Here is a 19178-nt window from a genome sequence, read left to right as displayed (position 1 = left end):
CGACCTGTCCTAAGGAGAAACCCGTGTCCGAGACCGCCACACCAGAAACGGTCGGCTTCATCGGTCTGGGCAACATGGGTCGACCTATGTGCCATCGACTGCTGGAGGCCGGATACCACATTGTCGCCTACGACCTGGTCGACGAGGCACTTACCGAGGTGGCCACCGCCGGAGCCACCCCCGCATCCAGCGCGGCCGAGGTGGCCGCCACCTGCGACGTGCTCCTCACCTCGCTGCCCCGCCCCGACCACGTCGAGGCCGTCATGGAGGGAGCCGGCGCGCTAGCTGCGCTTCGTCCCGGCTCGTGCTGGGTCGACCTGACCACCAATCGCCGTGAGCTGGTCCAACGCCTGGCCGATGCTGCGCCCGCCGGGGTCACGGTGGCCGACTCACCACTCACCGGCGCAGTCGACGGAGCCCGAAATGGCCGGCTCACTTTGTTCATCGGTGGCGACGACACGATCGTCGCCCGGGCCACACCCATCCTCGAGCATCTCGGGCGGGTCATCGCCTGCGGCCCACTGGGCACCGGCAACGTGGTGAAGTTGGTGACCAACCAGCTGTGGTTTATCGCCGCGGCGGCCATTGGCGAGGGGTTCGCCCTCGGTATGGACAACGGGGTCGAACTGTCGGTCCTGTGGGACGCCATCACCGACAGTGTTGGTGACTCATTCGTGGCTCGCCACGACGCCCCGTCGATCTTCGCCGGCCACTACGACCCGTCGTTCACTCTCGGCCTCTGCAACAAGGACCTCGGACTCATCGGTGAACTTTCGGCCGCACTGAGCACCGACCTCCCGATGACCGAAGCGGCAGCCGCCACCTTCGCCCGGGCCGCCGACCGCTACGGGCCGGACGTCGGTGAACTCCACGTGGCCCGCCGCATTGAGGACGAGACCAGCCTGTCGTTCCGCCTCGACGGCGACTGGACGCCACCGTGGGAGCAGTAGGAGGCCACCCATGACCCTCTCCGCCCAGCCGCAGCACCCATGCCCGATTCCCGTCGCTGAACTGATCAACCTCGACCGGCATCCCGTTGACCGTCCCGACTCCCCCCGATACGCCGCGCTGGTCGCCGAGACTCGGGCCAAACTCGACGATGACGGCTGTGCGGTGATCCCCCAGTTGCTCCACGGCAAGGCGTTGCCCGTTATGAGCTCCGAGATCCTCGGGATCCGACCGTTCCTTCACGAGTCGAAGATCCACATCAACCCATATTTTTCCGAGGGTGACTCATCGCTACCCAAGGACCACGCCATCAACACGTTCGCCGAGCGGTCGGGTGGGTTCATCCCCCGTGATGCCTTCGCTGCCACGAGCGCTATCGACGCCGTCTACCAGTGGCCACCGCTGCTGGCCTTTATCGCCGACTGTCTGGACCTCCCGGAGGTCTACTGCTACGCAGATCCGCTGGCCGGCCTGACCATCAATGTCTTGGACCCCGGCCAGCAGTTCGCCTGGCACTACGACACCAACGACTTCGCGGTAACCATCCTCGTGGACGAGGCCTCCGAGGGCGGATTGTTCCAGTACTCGCCCAACATCCGGACGGCCGGAGACGAGAACTTCGACGGTGTCCGTTCCTGCCAGAACGAGGACCTGACGACGGTCCGAACGTTGCAAATCCGACCGGGCGACCTCCAGATCTTCCGCGGCCGATTCTCCCTCCACCGCGTGACCAAGGTGGCCGACAACTCACCGGCTCGGCACACCGCAGTGCTCGCATACACCGAGAAGCCGGACGTGATTGGCCGCCTCGAGCGGACGAGACAACTGTTCGGCCGGGCCCTCCCCGCCCATGAAGAGGCCGAACGCAATCGGAGCAGAAGCGACGAATTGAAGGACTGACAGCCCTTCCGTTGGCCGCCAGATCCATCTAGCGTCCGGCCATCGAGCGGCAACGCCGTCACTGGGCGACACAGCCGCACCTGATTTCCGGAGCAGAAGCAATGAGCGACTCAGAACAGCTGTCCTACGACGCGATCATCGTCGGCGCCGGGGTGATCGGTTCCGCCTTGGCCTTCGAGTTGGCCAAGAAGGGTTGGAAGACCCTCAACGTCGACAAGTTGCCCGCCTCGGGCTACGGCTCGACCAGCAACTCCTGTGCCATCGTGCGTGCCCACTACTCCACCTTCGACGGGGTAGCCATGGCCTACGAGGGTTTCTCCTACTGGAAGGACTGGTCGAACTATCTCGAGAGCGAGGACGAGCGCGGCCACGCCGTTTACATGCAGTGCGGCACCGTGCTGTTCATGCTGGAAGGCGGCCACCACGAGAAGGTCCTACCTCTGTTCGACCAGGTCGGCGTGCCCTACGAGGTCCTCACCAACGAGGAGCTCCGGGAGCGGTACCCGTTCTACGAGCACGGCACTCACGGTGAGCCGTGCCGCCCCGAGGACGACCGCTTCTGGGCCGAGCCGGAGGGGAAGCTGGTAGGGGCGCTGTACACCCCGGATTCGGGCTACGTGTCCGACCCGCAGCTGGCCAGCCACAACCTGCAGCGGGCCGCGGAGGCCAAGGGTGGCGAGTTCCGCTTCAATACCGAGGTGGTCGACGTTCGCCGCTTCGACGGTCGGGTGGCTGGCATCACGCTGTCCAACGGCACCGAGGTCGACGCCCCGGTGGTGGTCAACGTGGCCGGCCCACACTCCTTCGTCATCAACAAGATGGCTGGCGTGTATGACTCGATGAACATCAAGACGAAGGCGCTGCGCCACGAGGTCCACCACGTGCCCTCACCCGAGGGCATCGACTTCGAGGTCGATGGCCTGCACTCGTCGGATTCAGATCTGGCCATCTACGTCCGACCCGAGTCGGGCAACAACATCCTGATCGGCTCTGAGGACCCTGCGTGTGACCCGCAGGTCTGGATCGACGATCCGGACGACTACGACACCGTGGTGTCTGACGAGCAGTGGAACGCTCAGGTGCTTCGCCTGGCCCGCCGTATGCCCGAGTTGGGTGTGCCGTCAGAGAAGAAGGGCATCGTCGACCTGTACGACGTGTCCGACGATTGGATTCCCATCTACGACCGGACCGATCTGGACGGCTTCTATGTGGCGATCGGCTCAAGCGGCAACCAGTTCAAGAACGCCCCGGTGGCCGCGTACTGCATGGCCGAGCTGATCGAGGCGGTCGAGGGTGGCCACGACCACGATGCCGATCCGCTGGTGGTCGCCGGTGTGTACACCGGACTCGAGATGGACATGGGCTTTTACCGACGAAACCGGGAAATCAACCCGAACTCGTCGTTCTCGGTGAACGGTTGAGTTCGGGGTAAACGCTCCACCGACGGGGGGCGAGAACCGGTGGCTCAGCCGTCGCCGGGTTCCTCGCCGACGAGCCGCAGAGCCCGTCGAAACTCCCGACGGGTGTGCTCGTCGCTGAGACTCTCCTCGTCACCGGGCTCCTCGACGAGCACCGGCGGGTCATTGTCGTACTCGAGGCGCAACGCCCGGCTCATGGCCCCGTGCATGGCGTACGTCCCCACGATGTAGGTCAGCTCAAGGATCTCCTCGTCGGTGAGATGGGCCTGAAGAGCGTCGAACACGCCGTCCGGTACCCGCCCGTGCTGGATCGACAGGGCATCGGTATAGGCCAAGACGGCCCGTTCGGCACCGTCGAAGCATTCGGCGGTCTCCCACGCCTCGATGGCGTCAATCTGCTCGTCGGTCAGGCCAACGGTGCGGCACGCCTTGCGGTGCTGTGAATAGACGAACCGGCTGCCCACGCACCATCCGACCCGTGTCTGACCAAGCTCACGTAGCTTCGGGTCGAGGAGGCGCTCAGGGCTCCGATACAGGGCGATGCCCTCCAGGGCGTGGTCAAACACGTCTGGCACAAGGGCGAAGGTGGACCACCAGTCTCCGGGAGTACCGGTCGGCGTCCCGGGCTCGTCGATCGGGTCGCGGTCGCCGAAGAGCATCTGGAACACAGGCTGGGCGCCCGGATGGAGATCGGCCCGTCGGACCCTCCGCAGTCGTGGCATGGCCGGAGGTTAGGACTCTCCTCCTGCCCGCCTCCCAGCGGGCGACTGCGTCAGCTGATGGGGCTGACCGGAGGCGCTGGCCCGTCGTCGGTCCCGTCGGACGGCTGCCCGACCACCACTCTGGTCTTGAGCACCTTGTCGATGAGGCGTTGATTTTTCGAGTCCCACAGCGGCCACAGGATGTCGATGAGCTGGATCACGGTGCCGAAGCCCTGGACGAAACCGATGAGGAGGGGCACCAGCCAGCGCCCCACTCCCTTGGCCCCGCCGGGCACCTTGTCGGTGTCGGCGTCAACGAGGTGGATCCGCAGACGACGCTTGCCCGGCGTGAGCCCAGTAATGCCCTGCCGGTAGCCGAACAGCCAACCACCCCAAACGACCACGGCAGCCGCCAATCCCAGGCCGAGGATGACCATGAGCACCGAGGCCGCAGTGAAGTCAAAGTCGTCCCGGTTTTCATCCCACGCCACGACGAATCCGATGGTGGTCAGGACCATCGGAGCGATCAAGGCTGCGAAGAAGATCAGTGCATCAATAATGGCGGCCTTGCCGCGGGTCCACCAGGCAGCGGCCTCGAGGGTGGGTTCGGTTGGATACACGGCATCGGTCATAACCCAAGGCTATTGGTCCGGGGTGGGGACCGGTAAGGGCCACCGACCCGGCACCTGTCGTACGGTGCGGCCATGACCACCCACGGAGCCGACAGGTTCACCACAGCCCAGGTCGAGGCCTTCGCCGCCGATGGGGTGGTCCACGTGCCGGGTGCCGTGGACACCGACCTGATCGACGAGGTCCTCGCCCTGGCCGACCGCGAGCTGGCACATCCCGGTCCGTGGGTGACCGACACGGCCGACGACCCGGTCCCCGGTCGGCTTTTCACGTCGCGCTACCTGTGGCGTGACGAACCGGTGGTGAATCGATTTGCCTTCGAGTCGGGGGTAGCCGAGTTGGCCGCTACCTGCATGGGGTCGTCATCGGCTCGCCTCTACTTCGACCATCTGCTGGTCAAGGAACCGAGGACCGAGTCGCCCACCCCATGGCACCAGGACATCCCATACTGGCCGTTCCTCGGTCAGTCGATCTGCTCGGTGTGGGTGGCCTGTTCGGCGTCCACCGTCGAGGAGAGTTCACTGGAGTTCGTTCGGGGTTCGCACCGCTGGGAGAAGTACTTCGCCCCCGAGTCGTTTGACGGGACCGCCGGATGGACCGACGACTTCGACGGCGAGCCAATGCCCGACATCGAGTCCGACCGGGACGGATACGACATCATGGGCTTCGACGTGGAGCCGGGTGACGCCATCGTGTTCTCATCGTGGATCGTCCACGGTTCACCCGGTAACGCCGGAGCCGGTCGGCGGGTCGCGTTGTCCACCCGGTGGCTAGGCGACGACGCCGTCTGGCACCCGCACCCGGGGTGCGATCCGACGGTCACCCAGGCCGACACCACCTCCGTCCCCGGCGAGTACCCCGCCGACGATGACCGCTTCCCGCTGGGCTGGTCTAAATCAGCCTGAGGCTGGCCCGCGCCATGGTGTTCCACCCGGCGGATCTACCGGTACCGGCATCCCGATACCGACAGCTACTCGATGCGCATGCCGGAGATGGCCCGGCTGATCACCAGCTGTTGGATCTGCTCCGTGCCCTCGAAGATGTCATGAATCTTCGCATCCCGATGCCACCGCTCCACCGGGTACTCCCGGGTGTAGCCGTACCCGCCGAGGATCTGGATAGCCCGCTCGGTCACCCACGTCGCCGTCCGGGCCGCCTTCAACTTCGCCATCGAACCTTCAGCGTTCTTGAACGAACCGTTTTTGCCCAACCACGCGGCCCGCCACACCAGCAGCCGGCTGGCATCAATCTCGGTGGCCATGTCAGCCAGCATGAAGGCGATCCCCTGGTTCGCGATGATCGGCCGACCGAACGCGTGGCGCTCCTTGGCGTATTCCAGCGAGTACTCGTAAGCAGCCCGGGCGACACCGAGCGCCTGAGCACCCACCGCCGGACGGGTCGCCTCAAATGTCTGCATGGCTGCCTGGGCGTTGCCCTTCTCGCCACGACGCACCCGAGCCAGGCGCTCGTCGAGCTTCTCCTTGCCGCCCAGCAGGCACCGGCCCGGCACCCGCACGTCGTCGAGCACCACCTCGGCGGTGTGACTGGCCTTGATCCCGTGCTTCTTGTACTTCTGGCCCTGACTGAGGCCCGCCGTCCCGGGCGGCACGATGAACGAGGCGTGCCCCTTCGATCCGAGCTCCGAGTCGACCACGCCGACCACCACGTGGATGTCGGCGATCCCGCCATTGGTGATCCACGCCTTGGTGCCGTTCAGCACCCACTCATCGGTCCCCTCGTCGTAGACGGCCCGACTGCGGTAGCCGCCGACGTCTGATCCGGCATCCGGCTCGCTGGCGCAAAACGCCCCGAGACGCACATCATCCGGGGTCCCGTAGCACTGCGGTACCCATTCCATGACCTGTTCCTGCGTGCCCGATGCGGCAATTCCCGCAGCGGCCAAGCCGGAACCCATGATGGCCATGCCGATACCGGCATCGCCCCAGAAGAGTTCCTCGATGGCCACCGGCATGGTCAGGCCGGTCTTGTCGCCGATCATTCCCTGGGCCAGAAAGTCCCAGCCGTACAGGCCGATCTTCGCCGCCTCCTGCACGATGGGCCACGGGAACTCTTCGCGCTCGTCCCACTCCTCGGCGTTCGGTCGGACCACGTCCACGCAGAACTGGTGGATCCAGTCGCGCAACTGCTCCTGCTCGTCAGTCAGGGTGAGGCTGAACTCGTTCAAGGTGTTGCTCCCGATGTCAGTGGCTCCACGGCCGGATGGCTAGCGGGCGGACGCCAGCAGGTTACCCATTGGTAACTTGTAGCGCCAGTACAGACCTCAAACCTGATCTTCGGCAACCGGCACCTGAGATACGGGAACGAGGGCGATGGACACCATGGCCAGTGCGGCGGCCACCAGGTAAGGCGCCCCCACCCCTATCTGATCCATCAGCACCCCAGCCAGCAGCGGGCCGATGATTCGACCCAGCGCCCCCGCCCCCTGTTGCAGGCCTAGGGCCGTCCCGCGAGCACCATTACCCACCGTCTCGACCGTGGCGTTGGACAGCGTCGGGCCGAAGACCCCTTGGCCCACCACCAGCAGCACGAGAGCCACGGCCAGCCCGGCCCACCCACCGCCGAACGAGAGCACCGCCATTCCGGTGGCCACCGACACCAACGCGGCACGCAGCGCCGGACGGCTCCCCATCCGGGCGTTGACTGGTCCAACCACACGGGTCTGGACCAGGACCATCAGCACGCCGATCGTCGCAAACAACCCATACACCGTCGGATCACCAACCGCTTCGAAGCGTCGTTCCACCAGCAGGGCGAACGTCGCCTCGAACCCTGCGAACCCGATCATCGAGACCAGCGACAACAGAGCGAGGCGACGAACCGCCAGCCCGGCTGACCCCCAGAGGACGATCCGATTGGGAGTCGGCGCCGGTGACGACGTACCGGAAGCAACCGGTCGACCGCCGGGAAGGCGCACCAACGCCATCATCGCATTGGCTCCAGCCAAGGCAGCCGCCACGAAGAACGGGAGCTCCCGACTGCCCAGTGCGGCAATTGATCCGATAAGCGGCCCGGCCACGAACCCCACACCGAACGCCGCAGCGAGCAGTCCCAGCAGCCTCGGGCGGTCTTCAGGTTCGGCCAAATCGGCCACCGCCGCCTGGCCTACCGCGTACGACGATCCCGAGAATCCGTCCAAGATCCGGCCGGCGAACAACACCCACAACGCCCCGGCTAGCCCGGTCACCAAGCTCCCCAGACAGGACCCGACCAGCGCAGCCACCAGCACGGTCCGCCTGCCGATCCGGTCTGACAATCGACCCCAGAGCGGAGCGGCCACCATCTGGGCTGCCGAGAACACGGCCACCAACGCCGCAGCGGTGGCCGGTGACGCGCCGAAATCCTCGGCGTACAACGGTAGAACCGGCAGCAGGATGCCGAATCCGACCATGTCCATGGCCACCGTGGCCCACACCACACCGAATCCCCGAGGAGCCTTCGGGCGCGACCCGCTGCCCGGAGAATGGCCATCATCGTGACGCTTCACGGCGGGCACGCTAGCGGCGGCCCGAACTCTCGCCAGTAGCCTCAGGCCGTCATGAGCCACCCCGACTCCTCGGCCGACGCGCCCGCCCCCACCATCCCCGACCGCCCCGGACTCGAGGGCCTCGAGGACCTATGGGACGCCATCTGGGAAGAGCGGGGTACCTATCACTTCGACCGCACGAAGGTCCGCGCCGACGTCTTCTCCATCGACACGCCGCCACCCACGGTCAGCGGATCACTCCACGTCGGACACGTCTTCTCCTACACGCACACCGACACCATTGCCCGCTACCAACGGATGGCCGGCCGCGAGGTTTTCTACCCGATGGGATGGGATGACAACGGCCTGCCGACCGAGCGTCGGGTCCAGAACTACTTCGGAGTCCGTTGCGAACCCGCGCTGCCGTACGACCCCAACTTCGCCGCCCCCGACGATGCCGGCGACCCCAAGGCCATCAAGAAGCGCGGCGACATCGACATCAGTCGCCGCAACTTCATCGAGCTCTGCCACGTCCTCACCGCCGAAGACGAGCAGGCCTTCGAGGCCCTGTTTCGCCGTCTCGGCCTGTCCGTCGACTGGACCCAGCACTACGCCACCATCGACGAACGCTGCCAACGGGTCTCCCAACGGGCCTTCCTACGCAATCTGGCTCGCGGCGAGGCGTACCAGATCGAGGCACCGTCGCTTTGGGACGTCACCCACCGCACCGCGGTCGCCCAGGCTGAACTCGAGGACCGCGAACGTCCCGGCGCCTACCACCGGCTCGCCTTCCACCTGCCAACCGGCACCACCAACCACGACGGCAGTGGGGACCTCCACATCGCCACCACCCGCCCCGAGCTGTTGGCCGCCTGCGTGGCCCTGGTGGCCCACCCCGACGACGAGCGCTACCAGCCGCTGTTCGACACCACAGCCACCACGCCGGTGTTCGGCGTCGAGGTGCCGATCATGGCCCATGAGCTGGCCGACCCCGACAAGGGCACCGGCATCGCCATGATCTGTACGTTCGGCGACACCACCGACGTCACCTGGTGGCGCGAGCTCGACCTTGACGTCCGGGCCATCATCAACCGTGCCGGCCGGGTGAACCCCGAACCGCCGCCGGGCATCGAGACCGACGCCGGACTGGCCGCCTACGCCCGCCTGGCCGGCAAGACGGTCTTCTCCGCTCAGGCCGAGATGGTCGAACTCCTCCGTGAGGCCGGCGATCTGATCGGCGAGCCCGAACCCATCACCCACCCGGTCAAGTTCTTCGAGAAGGGCGACAAGCCGCTCGAGATCGTCACCAGCCGCCAGTGGTACATCCGCAACGGCGGCCGCGACGTCGACCTGCGGGCCGAGCTCGTGGCCCGGGGCGACCAGATGCAGTGGCACCCCGCCTACATGCAGACCCGCTACACAAACTGGATCGACGGCCTGAACGGCGACTGGCTGGTCAGCCGCCAACGCTTCTTCGGCGTGCCCCTGCCGCTCTGGTACCAACTGGACGCCGACGGCGAGCCCGTCCACGACACCCCCATCACCCCTGACGAAGCCGACCTCCCCATTGATCCCTCATCGGACGCCGCCCCCGGCTACGACGAATCCCAGCGCGGCCAACCCAATGGCTTCATCGGCGACAGCGACGTGATGGACACATGGGCCACCTCATCGCTGACCCCCCAGATCGCCTGCGGCTGGGAAGAGGACGACGACCTCTACGCCCGCACCTACCCCATGGACCTCCGCCCCCAGGCCCATGACATAATCCGGACGTGGCTGTTCTCGACGGCCGTGCGATCCCACTTCGAGGCCGACACCGCCCCGTGGGGCCACTGCGCCTTGTCGGGATGGATTCTCGACCCGGACCGCAAGAAGATGTCCAAGTCCAAGGGAAACGTCGTGACCCCGGTTGACCTGCTCGACCAGCACGGGTCGGACGCCGTTCGCTACTGGGCCGCCAAGGGCCGACCCGGTACCGACACGGCCTTCGACGACGACCAGATGAAGATCGGTCGACGGCTGGCCATCAAGGTGCTCAACGCCAGCCGGTTCGCGCTGGGCTTCGGTGCCGATGGCGACACGCCGCTGGCCATCGACCCGGCAGCCATCACCCATCCCCTCGACCGGGCCATGCTCCTGCGACTGGCCGACTTGGTCGACGAGGCCACCCGAGCCTTCGACGGGTTCGACTACGCCCGGGCACTCGAGCGCACCGAAACGTGGTTCTGGACATTCACCGACGACCACGTCGAGTTGGTCAAGAACCGGGCCTACGAGGGCGACGAAGCAGGCGCTGAATCGGCCCGCCATGCCCTACGTCTCGCCCTGTCGACACTGCTTCGCCTGTTCGCCCCGTTCCTCCCCTTCGTGACCGAGGAGGTCTGGTCGTGGTGGCAGGGCGGTTCCATCCACCGCCAGTCTTGGCCGTCGGCCGATGAACTGCGGGCCGCCGCCGAGGGCACCGGCGACGGTGCCGACAACAATCCCGTGGACCCAGCGATTGCCGAAGTGGCCGCTGCCGCGTTGGTCGAGATCCGCCGCCACAAGACGACCGAGAAACGCTCGCTGGCCACCCCGGTCATCGCCTGCACGCTGACCGACACACCGGAACGACTCGCCTTGCTGCGTCCCGCCCTTGGAGACGTCGCCGCGGCCGCCCGGGCCACCGACATCCACCTGTCTGAAGGCGACACCCTGTCGGTCCACGTCGAGCTGGCGCCAACCGAGCACAGACCGGAAGCCGCCGAACCCTCAGCCGACTAGGGCAACATCCGGATCCTCAGGCAGGATCGGTCCATGGCCGACACCACTTCCCCACCCGACTTCCGCACCATCGCCGTCACCTGCGACGGCCGACGGGGCACCCTCACGTTGAACCGGCCCGACCGGCTCAACGCGCTCTCCAACGAACTGATGGCCGAAGTGGCCGACGCCGCGGCGTGGTTCGACCACCAGTCCGACCTGCGGGTAGTGGTGGTGCGCGGCGAGGGTCGAGCGTTCAGCGCGGGATTCGACCTCACGGTGTTCGGCGACGACGGACCGTCGCCGGCCGGAGGACGAGTCCCATCCGACACCGGGCGCCTCATGGCCGACGCCCTGGAGCGAACCTCACCGGTACTTATCGCCGCCATGCACGGCCACGTGGTGGGCGGGGGTCTCGTCATCGGCGCGGCATGCGATCTGCGTATCGCCACAGCCGACGTGTCGTTCTCCATCCCCGAGGTCGACCTGGGCATCCCGTTGGCCTGGGGCGGCATTCCCCGCCTGGTACGCGAGATCGGCCCGGCCCTCACCAAGGAACTGGTTATGACATGCCGTCCCTTCAGCGCCGCAGAAGCCATGGCCGCTGGGTTCCTGAACCGGGTCGTGCCCGCCGACGAACTCGACGCGGCAGTCGAAGAACTTGCCGAGGCTGTGGCCAGTCGACCCCGCGGCGCCGTGTTGGCTACCAAGCGGCACGTCAACGCGGTCACCGACCAAATGGTGGGCACCGGCCGTTCGTGGTCCGATGCCGACGGTCTTACCGCCGCACTACGCGACCCTGAGGGCCGCGCGTCACGCGAGTCCTACATGGAGCGCCTCCAGGCTAAGAAGCAGAAGTAGGTATCAACCATGCCCATCGCCGACCGCCTGTTCATTAACGCCACCTTCCACACCCTCGATTCGACATCGCCTGATGGATCGCCTGCCCAGGCACTGGCCTCTTGGCGGGGTCGCATCATCGCCGTAGGCAGCCGTGCCGACGCCGAACCGCTAATAGGACCGAAAACCGAGGTAGTCGACCTCGACGGAGCCACTGTGCTGCCCGGGTTCATCGAGACGCACATGCACCCCATTGCCGCCGGGGTGACGATGACCGCTCCTCAGATCGGCTATCCGGACTGCCGGAACATTGATGACGTGGTGGCCGCCCTCGCCGAACGGGCCGCAATCACTCCGTCCGGTGAGGCCATCCAGGCCTGGGGATACGACGACTCGCTCATGGTCGACGACCGACACCTCTCGCGTGACGACCTGAACCGGGCCAGCACCGACCACCCCATCCTCATCAGGCACATCTCGGGACACCTCTCGTACGCCAACGACCGCACCCTCGAGATGGCCGGCATCACCGACGACGTCAAGGATCCGGTGGGCGGCGTCTTCCAGCGGGAGGCATCAGGTCGGCCCAACGGCTGCATGGAGGAAACGGCCGGATTCGCCGTCGCGGCGACCTTCCCCCAGGGCACCTTGTCCGACATGGCCGCCGGTGCCCGAGCCATCTCCGACTACTGCCTGTCGGTCGGGACCACAACCATGACCGATGCTGCGGTCGGATCCCCGGACATGTATGCCGCCTACCAGCAGGGCATCGAGGACGGCTCGATCCGAGTCAGAACCCGGGTGTTTCCCATCTGGGGGACCGCCGGCGACCTACCGTTCCGCACCGGCATCGGCGATGAGCGGCTGTCCATTGGCGCCATGAAGTTCATCTCCGACGGTTCGATTCAGGGGTACACCGCGTGCCTCTGCAAGGGATACCACGACCGGCCCGACGTGAACGGCTACGAGGTCATCCCGGCCGCCGAGCTCATCGAACTGGTCACCGACGCCCATGCCAAGGGTTGGCAGGTAGCCGTCCACGCCAATGGCGACGCGGCGATCGACAACACATTGGATGCCATCGAGGCGGCACTCGACGCCCATCCCCGAGACGACCACCGCCACCGGATCGAGCACTGCCAGACGGCTCGCGAAGACCAACTGGAACGCATGGCCCGTCTCGGAGTACTGGCTTCCGTGTTCGCCAACCACATCTGGTACTGGGGTGACCGTCATCGTGACCGGTTCCTTGGTCCGGAGCGGGGGTCCCGCATCGATCCGCTGGCCAGCTTCACAGCCCACGGCATCGTGCACGCCCTGCACTGTGACATGCCGGTCACACCGCTCGACCCGCTATTCACCATCTGGACGGCCGTGAACCGGGTCACTCGAGATGGCGAGTTGCTCGGCCCCGATCAACGGGCCCGGGTCACCGATGCGGTGGCCGGGTACACGTCGGCCGCGGCCTTCGTGAACATGGAGGAGTACGACAAGGGGACCCTCGAGGTGGGAAAGTTGGCCGACCTGGTGGTGCTAGACGCCGACCCGTTCGAGGTCGATCCGATGTCCATCAGGGACATCTCGGTGCAGGCCACCGTGGTCGGTGGCGTGGTTGAGTACCGGGCCTGACGAGAAGCCCCTCACTCCTAGAAGCCCTGTCACACTCCGCCGTCGTGATGGGTCCATGGATGCGACGGCCACCCTCTCCACCTCCGGCCCCACCGCGGTTCAACCGCTCGGGCGTTTATCCGTTCCGCACGTACACGCCTCGCCGATTTCGCCGCCGACAACCTGACGGCCGGTGACCTCGTACTGCACTGTTCTACCCGCCACCTGGTCCACGAAAGGTGGCCCACGAGGACGAACTGCTAGCCAGTCGGGCTCCCTAGCAACGGTCGAGGATGGCCCGGTAGAGCGACTCATGGGAGACGTCGGTGTAGACGTTGCCGGTCACCGGGTGGGCACTGAACTTGGCCACCACCAGGTCCTTCTCGGGGTGGCAAAACACTCGCTGTCCGTGGACACCCATAGGCATGAACGCGCCCATGGGCTGCTGGAGGTTCCAACAGTGCCGATGGAAGGTCCAACCCTCGCGGGTTGGGTATCCGCCTCCGCTCCCCGGATACGGCGTGCCGCCGGCCGCTATGTCGTTGGCCACCGCCGCCGGGATCGCCTGGCGCTCGTCGACGCCCTCTCCCACCCGGCCCGACCGGGCAAGCATCCGGCCGAACCGCGCTAGATCGCGCAGAGTGCACGACATGCCGCCCGACGTGACGGCGACCCCACGGCCATCGAGGACCACCGAGGCATCCCCCTCGGCCCCCATCGGCTTCCAGATCTCCTCGGATACGCCGTCCACCCACCGTCGACCGGTGGCTCGGGCTGTTACCCACGACAGCACGTCGGTGGTCACCGACTTGTAGAGGAACGACTCCCCTGGCAGTTGGTCCCGCTCGGTGAACCCCATGATCGCCTCGTGGATCCCGCACGGACCGTCCCAGTTGCCAGGCACCGGCGTGAATGCCATGGCCACCGCGTACCGCATGATGTCCGACTTGTTGTCGCTGTAGTCCTCGACGAACCGGATCCCGTCGGTCATGTCCAACGCCTGTTGCACGGTCACCGGCGCGTAGGCCGTGTCGGCCAACTCGGGCACGTGCACGGTCAGCAAGTCGTCCATTGCCATGGCACCCGACTCGACGGCCGCCATAGCCAGCACTCCGGTCACCGTCTTGGTCATCGAAAACATGATGTGGCGGGTCGAACGATCCATACCGTTGAAGTACCGCTCGGCCACCACTCGGCCCCGGTGCAGCACCAAGAACCCGTTGGTGCACGTTTGGTGGAGCATCTCGTCGAGCGTCCAGTTGTCGCCGTCGCCGTCATCCATGGTCAACTCATCGAGGTCGACAAGGCCTACTTCATCGTCAGCTTCGTTCTCAGCGCCTTCCTGACCACTGGAGGTGTGTGCATCCGGCAGCAGGTCTCCGGCCGGGCCACCGGCAGCGATCCGGGCCGATGCCCGTAGCTCGTCCATGTGGGTGAACGACCAGCGGGTGTTGGGCCACGCCGTCCAGTTCCCGTGATGGACTCGCTTGTCCTCGGGCACTGGCGAACCGGCCATCAGTCCGGCCTCGGAAGCTGTCACCGGTTCGGGCAGGACATCCAACGCGGTCGGTTGTGGCCGTCCGGTCTCGGGACATATCAATGTCACAACGAGTTGCGGAGTCAGCATGGTGTGGTCCTGTTCTCCTGGAAGGATCGATCGGCTCCTTCAGCTCTGGTGGCCAGCCCGGCATCGAGCACCGCTGTGAGATCGAGGGAGGTGAGCACTCCGGGGGTGGTGATGGCCACCAGCACACCCGCCGCTGATTCTGGCACCGACGCCATAACCGGTTCGATCGTCACCCTGCCTGCCGCCAGATGGATGGCTGTCGTGGTCCCGTCCAGGGCCTCGACCACCGCCTTGGCCCGCAGCAGTGCCGGGCCCAACTGATTGACCAGGGAAGCCAGCGAAGCAGCCAGACGGTCAACGTCCACCGGGCCGGATGCCCGCCACATGGCGGTCTCCACCGGCAGGTCCAACGCCGGACCGACCGCCAAAGAATCGCCATCCCCATGGTTGCCGTCCTCCCCGGTGCTATCGGTGCTCCCGACGGACGATGCGCCTAGGGCTGGGCTTCCCAAGACCGATTGGACCCAGCGGTCCGCGCCGTCCGGGTTCGCCCCTTCCGGCGAATCGGCGATCACGATGGGCACGTCCGGTGCGAGTTCGGTGCACCAGGCCACGGCGCCGAGCCCCCCGTCGGGGACCAGGTCGGCCTTCGTCACCACGAGCAGGTCGGCTGCCCGAATCTGGCGTAGCACCAGCGGGCCACATGCCGGATCAGCGGCTCGGATCACCACATCGGTGGCGTCCACAGCTACCACGATCCCATCAGGCCGGATCCTCCGGCGATCTCCGTAGGCGGCCACCCGATCCGGTTCGGCCACACCGCTAGCCTCGACGACCAGGCGGTCCAGTTGCCGGTTCGACGACTGACCAGCCAGAACCAGATCCCGCAAGGTCACGGCCAGCGAGTCGCCGATCGAGCAGCAGATGCAACCGTTCGCGAGTTCCACGGTGTCACCGTCACGGGCTGCGATCAGTCCGACGTCCAGATTCACTTCGCCTATGTCGTTGACCACCACAGCAATGCGTTCGCCATTGGTAGCCCGTAGTAACCGGTTCACGAGCGTCGTCTTGCCGGCTCCCAGCCACCCCCCCAACACGACCATCGGAACCCGGGGACCGGGGCCACCAGGCACAGACGGATCCGAGGACGCCATCGTCACGTCTGATGCACCAATCACCGGACCACCGAGGTCACGAGATGTCGCTCGGGCATCAGATCAGCGGGGCAGCGGGTAGACCCGCCCGGACAGCATGGTGGCCTTGATGCCGATGTCGGGCCACGCCAGCGGATCCAACTCGAAGGGATCCTCAGCCAACACCGTCACGTCAGCCAACTTCCCCGAGACCAGCGAACCGATCTCTCCATCTAGGAACAGTTGCCACGCCGCCTCGATAGTCACCGCGGCCATGGCGTCGTAGGGGCTGAGGCGCTCCTCCGGACAGAACTCCACACCGGACGCCGACCTCCGGGTAGCCATGACTGACGCGGCCAACAGGGGCTCCAGCGGCCCCATCGGCAGGTCTGAATGCAGAGACACGCTCATGCCGTAGCGGCGAGCCGAACCCACGCGGGTCATCTGCGAGGCCCGCTCGGTACCCAGTCCCTCAGCCGCGAACTGGTCGCCGAAGAACCGCAGGTAGTAGCCGTTGGCCTGAATGGCGCATCCCAGCGCCGCAGCCCGCCGCATCTGTGCCTGGGTCGATACGCCAACGTGATGCAACACCGTCCGATGGTCGAAGCGAGGCGCCTCTGCCAGCAACTCGGCTATCGCGTCCAGCGTGGCGTCCATCCCCCGGTCACCGTTGACGTGGATGTTCACCTGTGACCCAGCGTTCCAGAAGGATCGGATGTGCTGCACGATGCGATCCGGTTCGGCCATCCACGCCCCCTCGTGTCCGTCGATGTAGCCGGGCTCACCCAACTGCATGAGTTGGGCGATAAACGCCCCATCGGCGAAGAACTTGGTGGCGTCCAGAAAGCGGATCCGTTCGGTTCCCCGGGCCCGCATCTCGGCCATGCGATCGGCCGCCTCGGCGCCGTACTCCCTATTGAAGGCGGCCACCTGGGGAATCAGGTACTGCCGGAACGGCACGTGGTCGCCCTCGTGCACACGGGCCAGGACCTCCAGTTCACGCTCCGGCAGGGCCATCCCTCCGAAACCGACGTCGGCAATGGTCGTCACCCCGCCCCGGTGGACCAATTGGCCCACCTCCTCCATCATTGCCTCATACCGTCCCTCGCCGATCAGCACTTCACGCAGCGTCCGCAGCGCCCACGCCATGCCGGACTCCCACATGCGCCCGGTCTCCAGGTCGATGTTCGGGTCCCAGGCCGCGCCCTCCGCGGCATCCACCAGCTCCAGTGCCGGCCCGTTACACCACACCTCGTGGAACGAACGGCCCCACACCACGATGGGGCGGATGGCCGACACGGCATCCAGATCGGCCCGGTTCAACTCACCGTGGAACTGACGATGCCATCCGTAGGTGATGAACGGCTGGTCAGACGAGTAGCGGGCCTCCAACTCGGCCAGCCGGTCTAAGTAGGCATCGCGACCCAGAGTGGCCGGCACGTCGCGCCCTCGGAAGTCCCACGACTCCGGGGTGATCCACTCGGTGGCCAAGAGCAGGGCCATCAGCGGCGGATGCACGTGCGGATCAATCAGCCCGGGCACCAGAATCGAATCGGTGAACTGATTGTCGATCACGTGCTCGTGGGCGTCCAACCACGGACGGAGCGACTCCATCGTCCCCACCTCGACTATCCGGTCGCCCCGGACAGCCAGTGCTGTGGCCTCGGGCAGCGACGGATCCATGGTGTGGATCCGTCGCGCCGGATACACCGTGATGCTCACGGGTTGCGCTGCTCAGCGCCCGCACCCGCACCCGCACCCGCACCCGCACGATCCATGACACAGACACCTGGTTGCTGCTCGGGGCCCAGGCCGACGGCAGCTAGGGCGAGACGCTGGAAGTCGACCACGGTCGCATCGTCAATCTCCTGGCCCTCGAGAACCGCCCGGAAGTAGAGCGGGCCAAGGAAGAACTGCTCCATTCGCTCGAGACCCCCGCCGGCGGCAATCTCGCCCCGGTCGATAGCCCGCTTCAGAATCTCACGCACCGTGTTCCAACTGGACCGGCGGTAGGTGTTCAGGACTTCATCGATCTCGCTGTCATGGGCCGCCAGCTCCACAAGGCTGGCCGATACCTGCCGGAACCCGGGACTGTTGTAGGTCCGCTGCCGATCCGCGTACCACTGGGCTATCTCGGAGCGGAGGTCGCCCATATCGTCGACTTCGGCACGCCGGCCCCACTGCTTCATAAGGGCCAGGAAGATGGACTTCTTGTCCGGCCAACGTCGATAGATGGAGCTCTTAGACACCCGGGCTGTAGAGGCCAACCGGTCGGTGGTGAAGGCGGCCAGACCTCCCTCGGCGAGCAGGCGCATCGCCGCATCCAGAATCGACGCACCAGCCGGGTCGTCGAGGGATTCGGGACCCGGGCTATCCGCAGATACGCCTCCATCCTCCACGCTTGTCATCAGATCGTCACTTTCGAATCCGTCCTCAGCATTGCGTCCATTCGATCCCTTGGCCTACCGTTACCACTGGTTGCGGCCACCGTGTTCGATTCCGCCGGCCAGGACAGACCCACATTTCGCCGGAGAATCTCCCACTGGGAATACTCCTCTCAAAATCTGGGTCTGGACCTTGTCGGTGCGAGGAGAATACAGTACCGTACCGTACCGTTAACGCAGTGACCGGCGTCACCTCCGTCTCCCGACGGGTGTGTTCGCCCTTTTCGACATCCGAGACACTGAATTCGCAAACACACTTGGAGGGGACCATGCGTCGAAATCGACGTGTTCTGATTGCCCTGGGAATGGCGTTCACCATGATCGCCGGTGCCTGTGGGTCTGATAGCGCGGACAGTGCTTCGTCTGGTAGTAGTTCGGCTTCGGCGACGACTGCTGCGCCGGCTGCGACTGCTGCGCCGGCTACGACTGCTGCGCCGGCTACGACTGCTGCGCCGGCTACGACGGCTGCGCCAGCTCAGGAAGAGGTCGGCACGGTTGCCGACCATCTGGGTGATGGAAGCCTCGGCGAGGTTCGTGTCGGTGCTGGTGAGGAAATCCAGATTCGTTCGCTGAACGCCATTTCCGGCGATGTGGCGTTCCTGGGTGTCCCGAACCAGCGTGGCGTTGAGTTGGCTGTTGCCGACTACGGCCCCATTGCCGGTCACGACGTGACCATTGGTACCGGTCTGGACGACCTTTGCAGCGCTGATGGTGGCCAGGCGGCTGCCCAGACGATCGTCGCTGACGAAGACGTTGTCGG

The 19178-nt window shown here is 66.0% G+C and carries 16 protein-coding genes; 8 read left to right on the top strand and 8 right to left on the bottom strand.

The features are described from left to right. Positions 1–23 precede the first annotated feature (23 nt). The 3 genes from QF777_00080 (at position 24) to QF777_00070 (ending at position 3269) form a co-directional block, all read left to right on the top strand. Entirely contained in the window at positions 24–950 is a 927-nt protein-coding gene (locus QF777_00080; GenBank protein MDP6909944.1) for an NAD(P)-dependent oxidoreductase, read from the top strand. A gap of 10 nt (positions 951–960) precedes the next feature. Beyond that, positions 961–1848 (top strand): hypothetical protein, encoded by an 888-nt coding sequence (locus QF777_00075; GenBank protein MDP6909943.1) that lies wholly within the window; start codon positions 961–963, stop codon positions 1846–1848. A 101-nt stretch (positions 1849–1949) separates the two neighbouring features. After that, positions 1950–3269, top strand: a complete 1320-nt coding sequence (locus QF777_00070) for an FAD-dependent oxidoreductase (GenBank protein MDP6909942.1) — start codon at positions 1950–1952, stop codon at positions 3267–3269. A gap of 44 nt (positions 3270–3313) precedes the next feature. On the opposite strand, the gene QF777_00065 is transcribed toward QF777_00070, so the two are convergent. Both QF777_00065 and QF777_00060 read right to left on the bottom strand, forming a co-directional pair. Then, positions 3314–3988, bottom strand: a complete 675-nt coding sequence (locus QF777_00065) for a carboxymuconolactone decarboxylase family protein (protein MDP6909941.1) — start codon at positions 3986–3988, stop codon at positions 3314–3316. Positions 3989–4038: 50 nt separating this feature from the next. Further along, the gene (locus QF777_00060; GenBank protein ID MDP6909940.1) at positions 4039–4599 is read right to left on the bottom strand and encodes an RDD family protein; all 561 of its coding nucleotides are present in this window, start codon (positions 4597–4599) and stop codon (positions 4039–4041) included. Between the two features lie 72 nt (positions 4600–4671). On the opposite strand from QF777_00060, the gene QF777_00055 reads away from it, so the two are divergent. Beyond that, complete coding sequence (locus QF777_00055) at positions 4672–5502, top strand: phytanoyl-CoA dioxygenase family protein (GenBank protein MDP6909939.1); 831 nt, start codon at positions 4672–4674, stop codon at positions 5500–5502. A 65-nt stretch (positions 5503–5567) separates the two neighbouring features. Here the strand turns inward: QF777_00055 and QF777_00050 are convergent, their stop codons facing one another. Then, a complete protein-coding gene (locus QF777_00050; GenBank protein ID MDP6909938.1) occupies positions 5568–6782 on the bottom strand; it encodes an acyl-CoA dehydrogenase family protein in 1215 nt (404 codons plus the stop codon). Between the two features lie 96 nt (positions 6783–6878). Next, positions 6879–8162 carry an MFS transporter gene (locus tag QF777_00045; protein MDP6909937.1) on the bottom strand — a complete coding sequence of 428 codons (1284 nt, stop codon included), beginning with the start codon at positions 8160–8162 and terminating at the stop codon, positions 6879–6881. On the opposite strand from QF777_00045, the gene valS reads away from it, so the two are divergent. The 3 genes from valS to QF777_00030 are packed head-to-tail and all read left to right on the top strand — an operon-like array spanning position 8154 to position 13295. Continuing rightward, the gene (valS, locus tag QF777_00040; protein MDP6909936.1) at positions 8154–10847 is read left to right on the top strand and encodes a valine--tRNA ligase; all 2694 of its coding nucleotides are present in this window, start codon (positions 8154–8156) and stop codon (positions 10845–10847) included. The genes QF777_00045 and valS overlap by 9 nt on opposite strands. 33 nt (positions 10848–10880) lie before the next feature. Further along, on the top strand, positions 10881–11687 hold the full coding sequence (locus tag QF777_00035; protein ID MDP6909935.1) for an enoyl-CoA hydratase/isomerase family protein: 807 nt from the start codon (positions 10881–10883) through the stop codon (positions 11685–11687). A 9-nt stretch (positions 11688–11696) separates the two neighbouring features. Further along, positions 11697–13295 carry an amidohydrolase gene (locus QF777_00030; protein MDP6909934.1) on the top strand — a complete coding sequence of 533 codons (1599 nt, stop codon included), beginning with the start codon at positions 11697–11699 and terminating at the stop codon, positions 13293–13295. A gap of 256 nt (positions 13296–13551) precedes the next feature. Here the strand turns inward: QF777_00030 and QF777_00025 are convergent, their stop codons facing one another. From QF777_00025 to QF777_00010, 4 genes are all read right to left on the bottom strand, one after another. Further along, positions 13552–14790 (bottom strand): serine hydrolase, encoded by a 1239-nt coding sequence (locus tag QF777_00025; GenBank protein ID MDP6909933.1) that lies wholly within the window; start codon positions 14788–14790, stop codon positions 13552–13554. Between the two features lie 104 nt (positions 14791–14894). Continuing rightward, on the bottom strand, positions 14895–15944 hold the full coding sequence (locus QF777_00020) for a GTP-binding protein (protein MDP6909932.1): 1050 nt from the start codon (positions 15942–15944) through the stop codon (positions 14895–14897). Between the two features lie 114 nt (positions 15945–16058). Then, positions 16059–17696, bottom strand: coding sequence for an amidohydrolase family protein (locus tag QF777_00015; protein ID MDP6909931.1), 1638 nt, complete (start codon positions 17694–17696; stop codon positions 16059–16061). Further along, a complete protein-coding gene (locus QF777_00010; GenBank protein ID MDP6909930.1) occupies positions 17693–18382 on the bottom strand; it encodes a TetR/AcrR family transcriptional regulator in 690 nt (229 codons plus the stop codon). Before QF777_00010 ends, QF777_00015 begins: the two co-directional genes overlap by 4 nt. Positions 18383–18687: 305 nt before the next feature. Between QF777_00010 and QF777_00005 the strand changes: the two genes are divergently transcribed. Further along, positions 18688–19178, top strand: a 491-nt coding sequence (locus tag QF777_00005; protein MDP6909929.1) for a hypothetical protein, incomplete at its 3' end; no start/stop codon positions are given.

The organism is Acidimicrobiales bacterium (assembly GCA_030747595.1).
Taxonomy (GTDB): domain Bacteria; phylum Actinomycetota; class Acidimicrobiia; order Acidimicrobiales; family MedAcidi-G1; genus UBA9410.
This window is presented reverse-complemented; position numbering and strand designations above follow the sequence as displayed.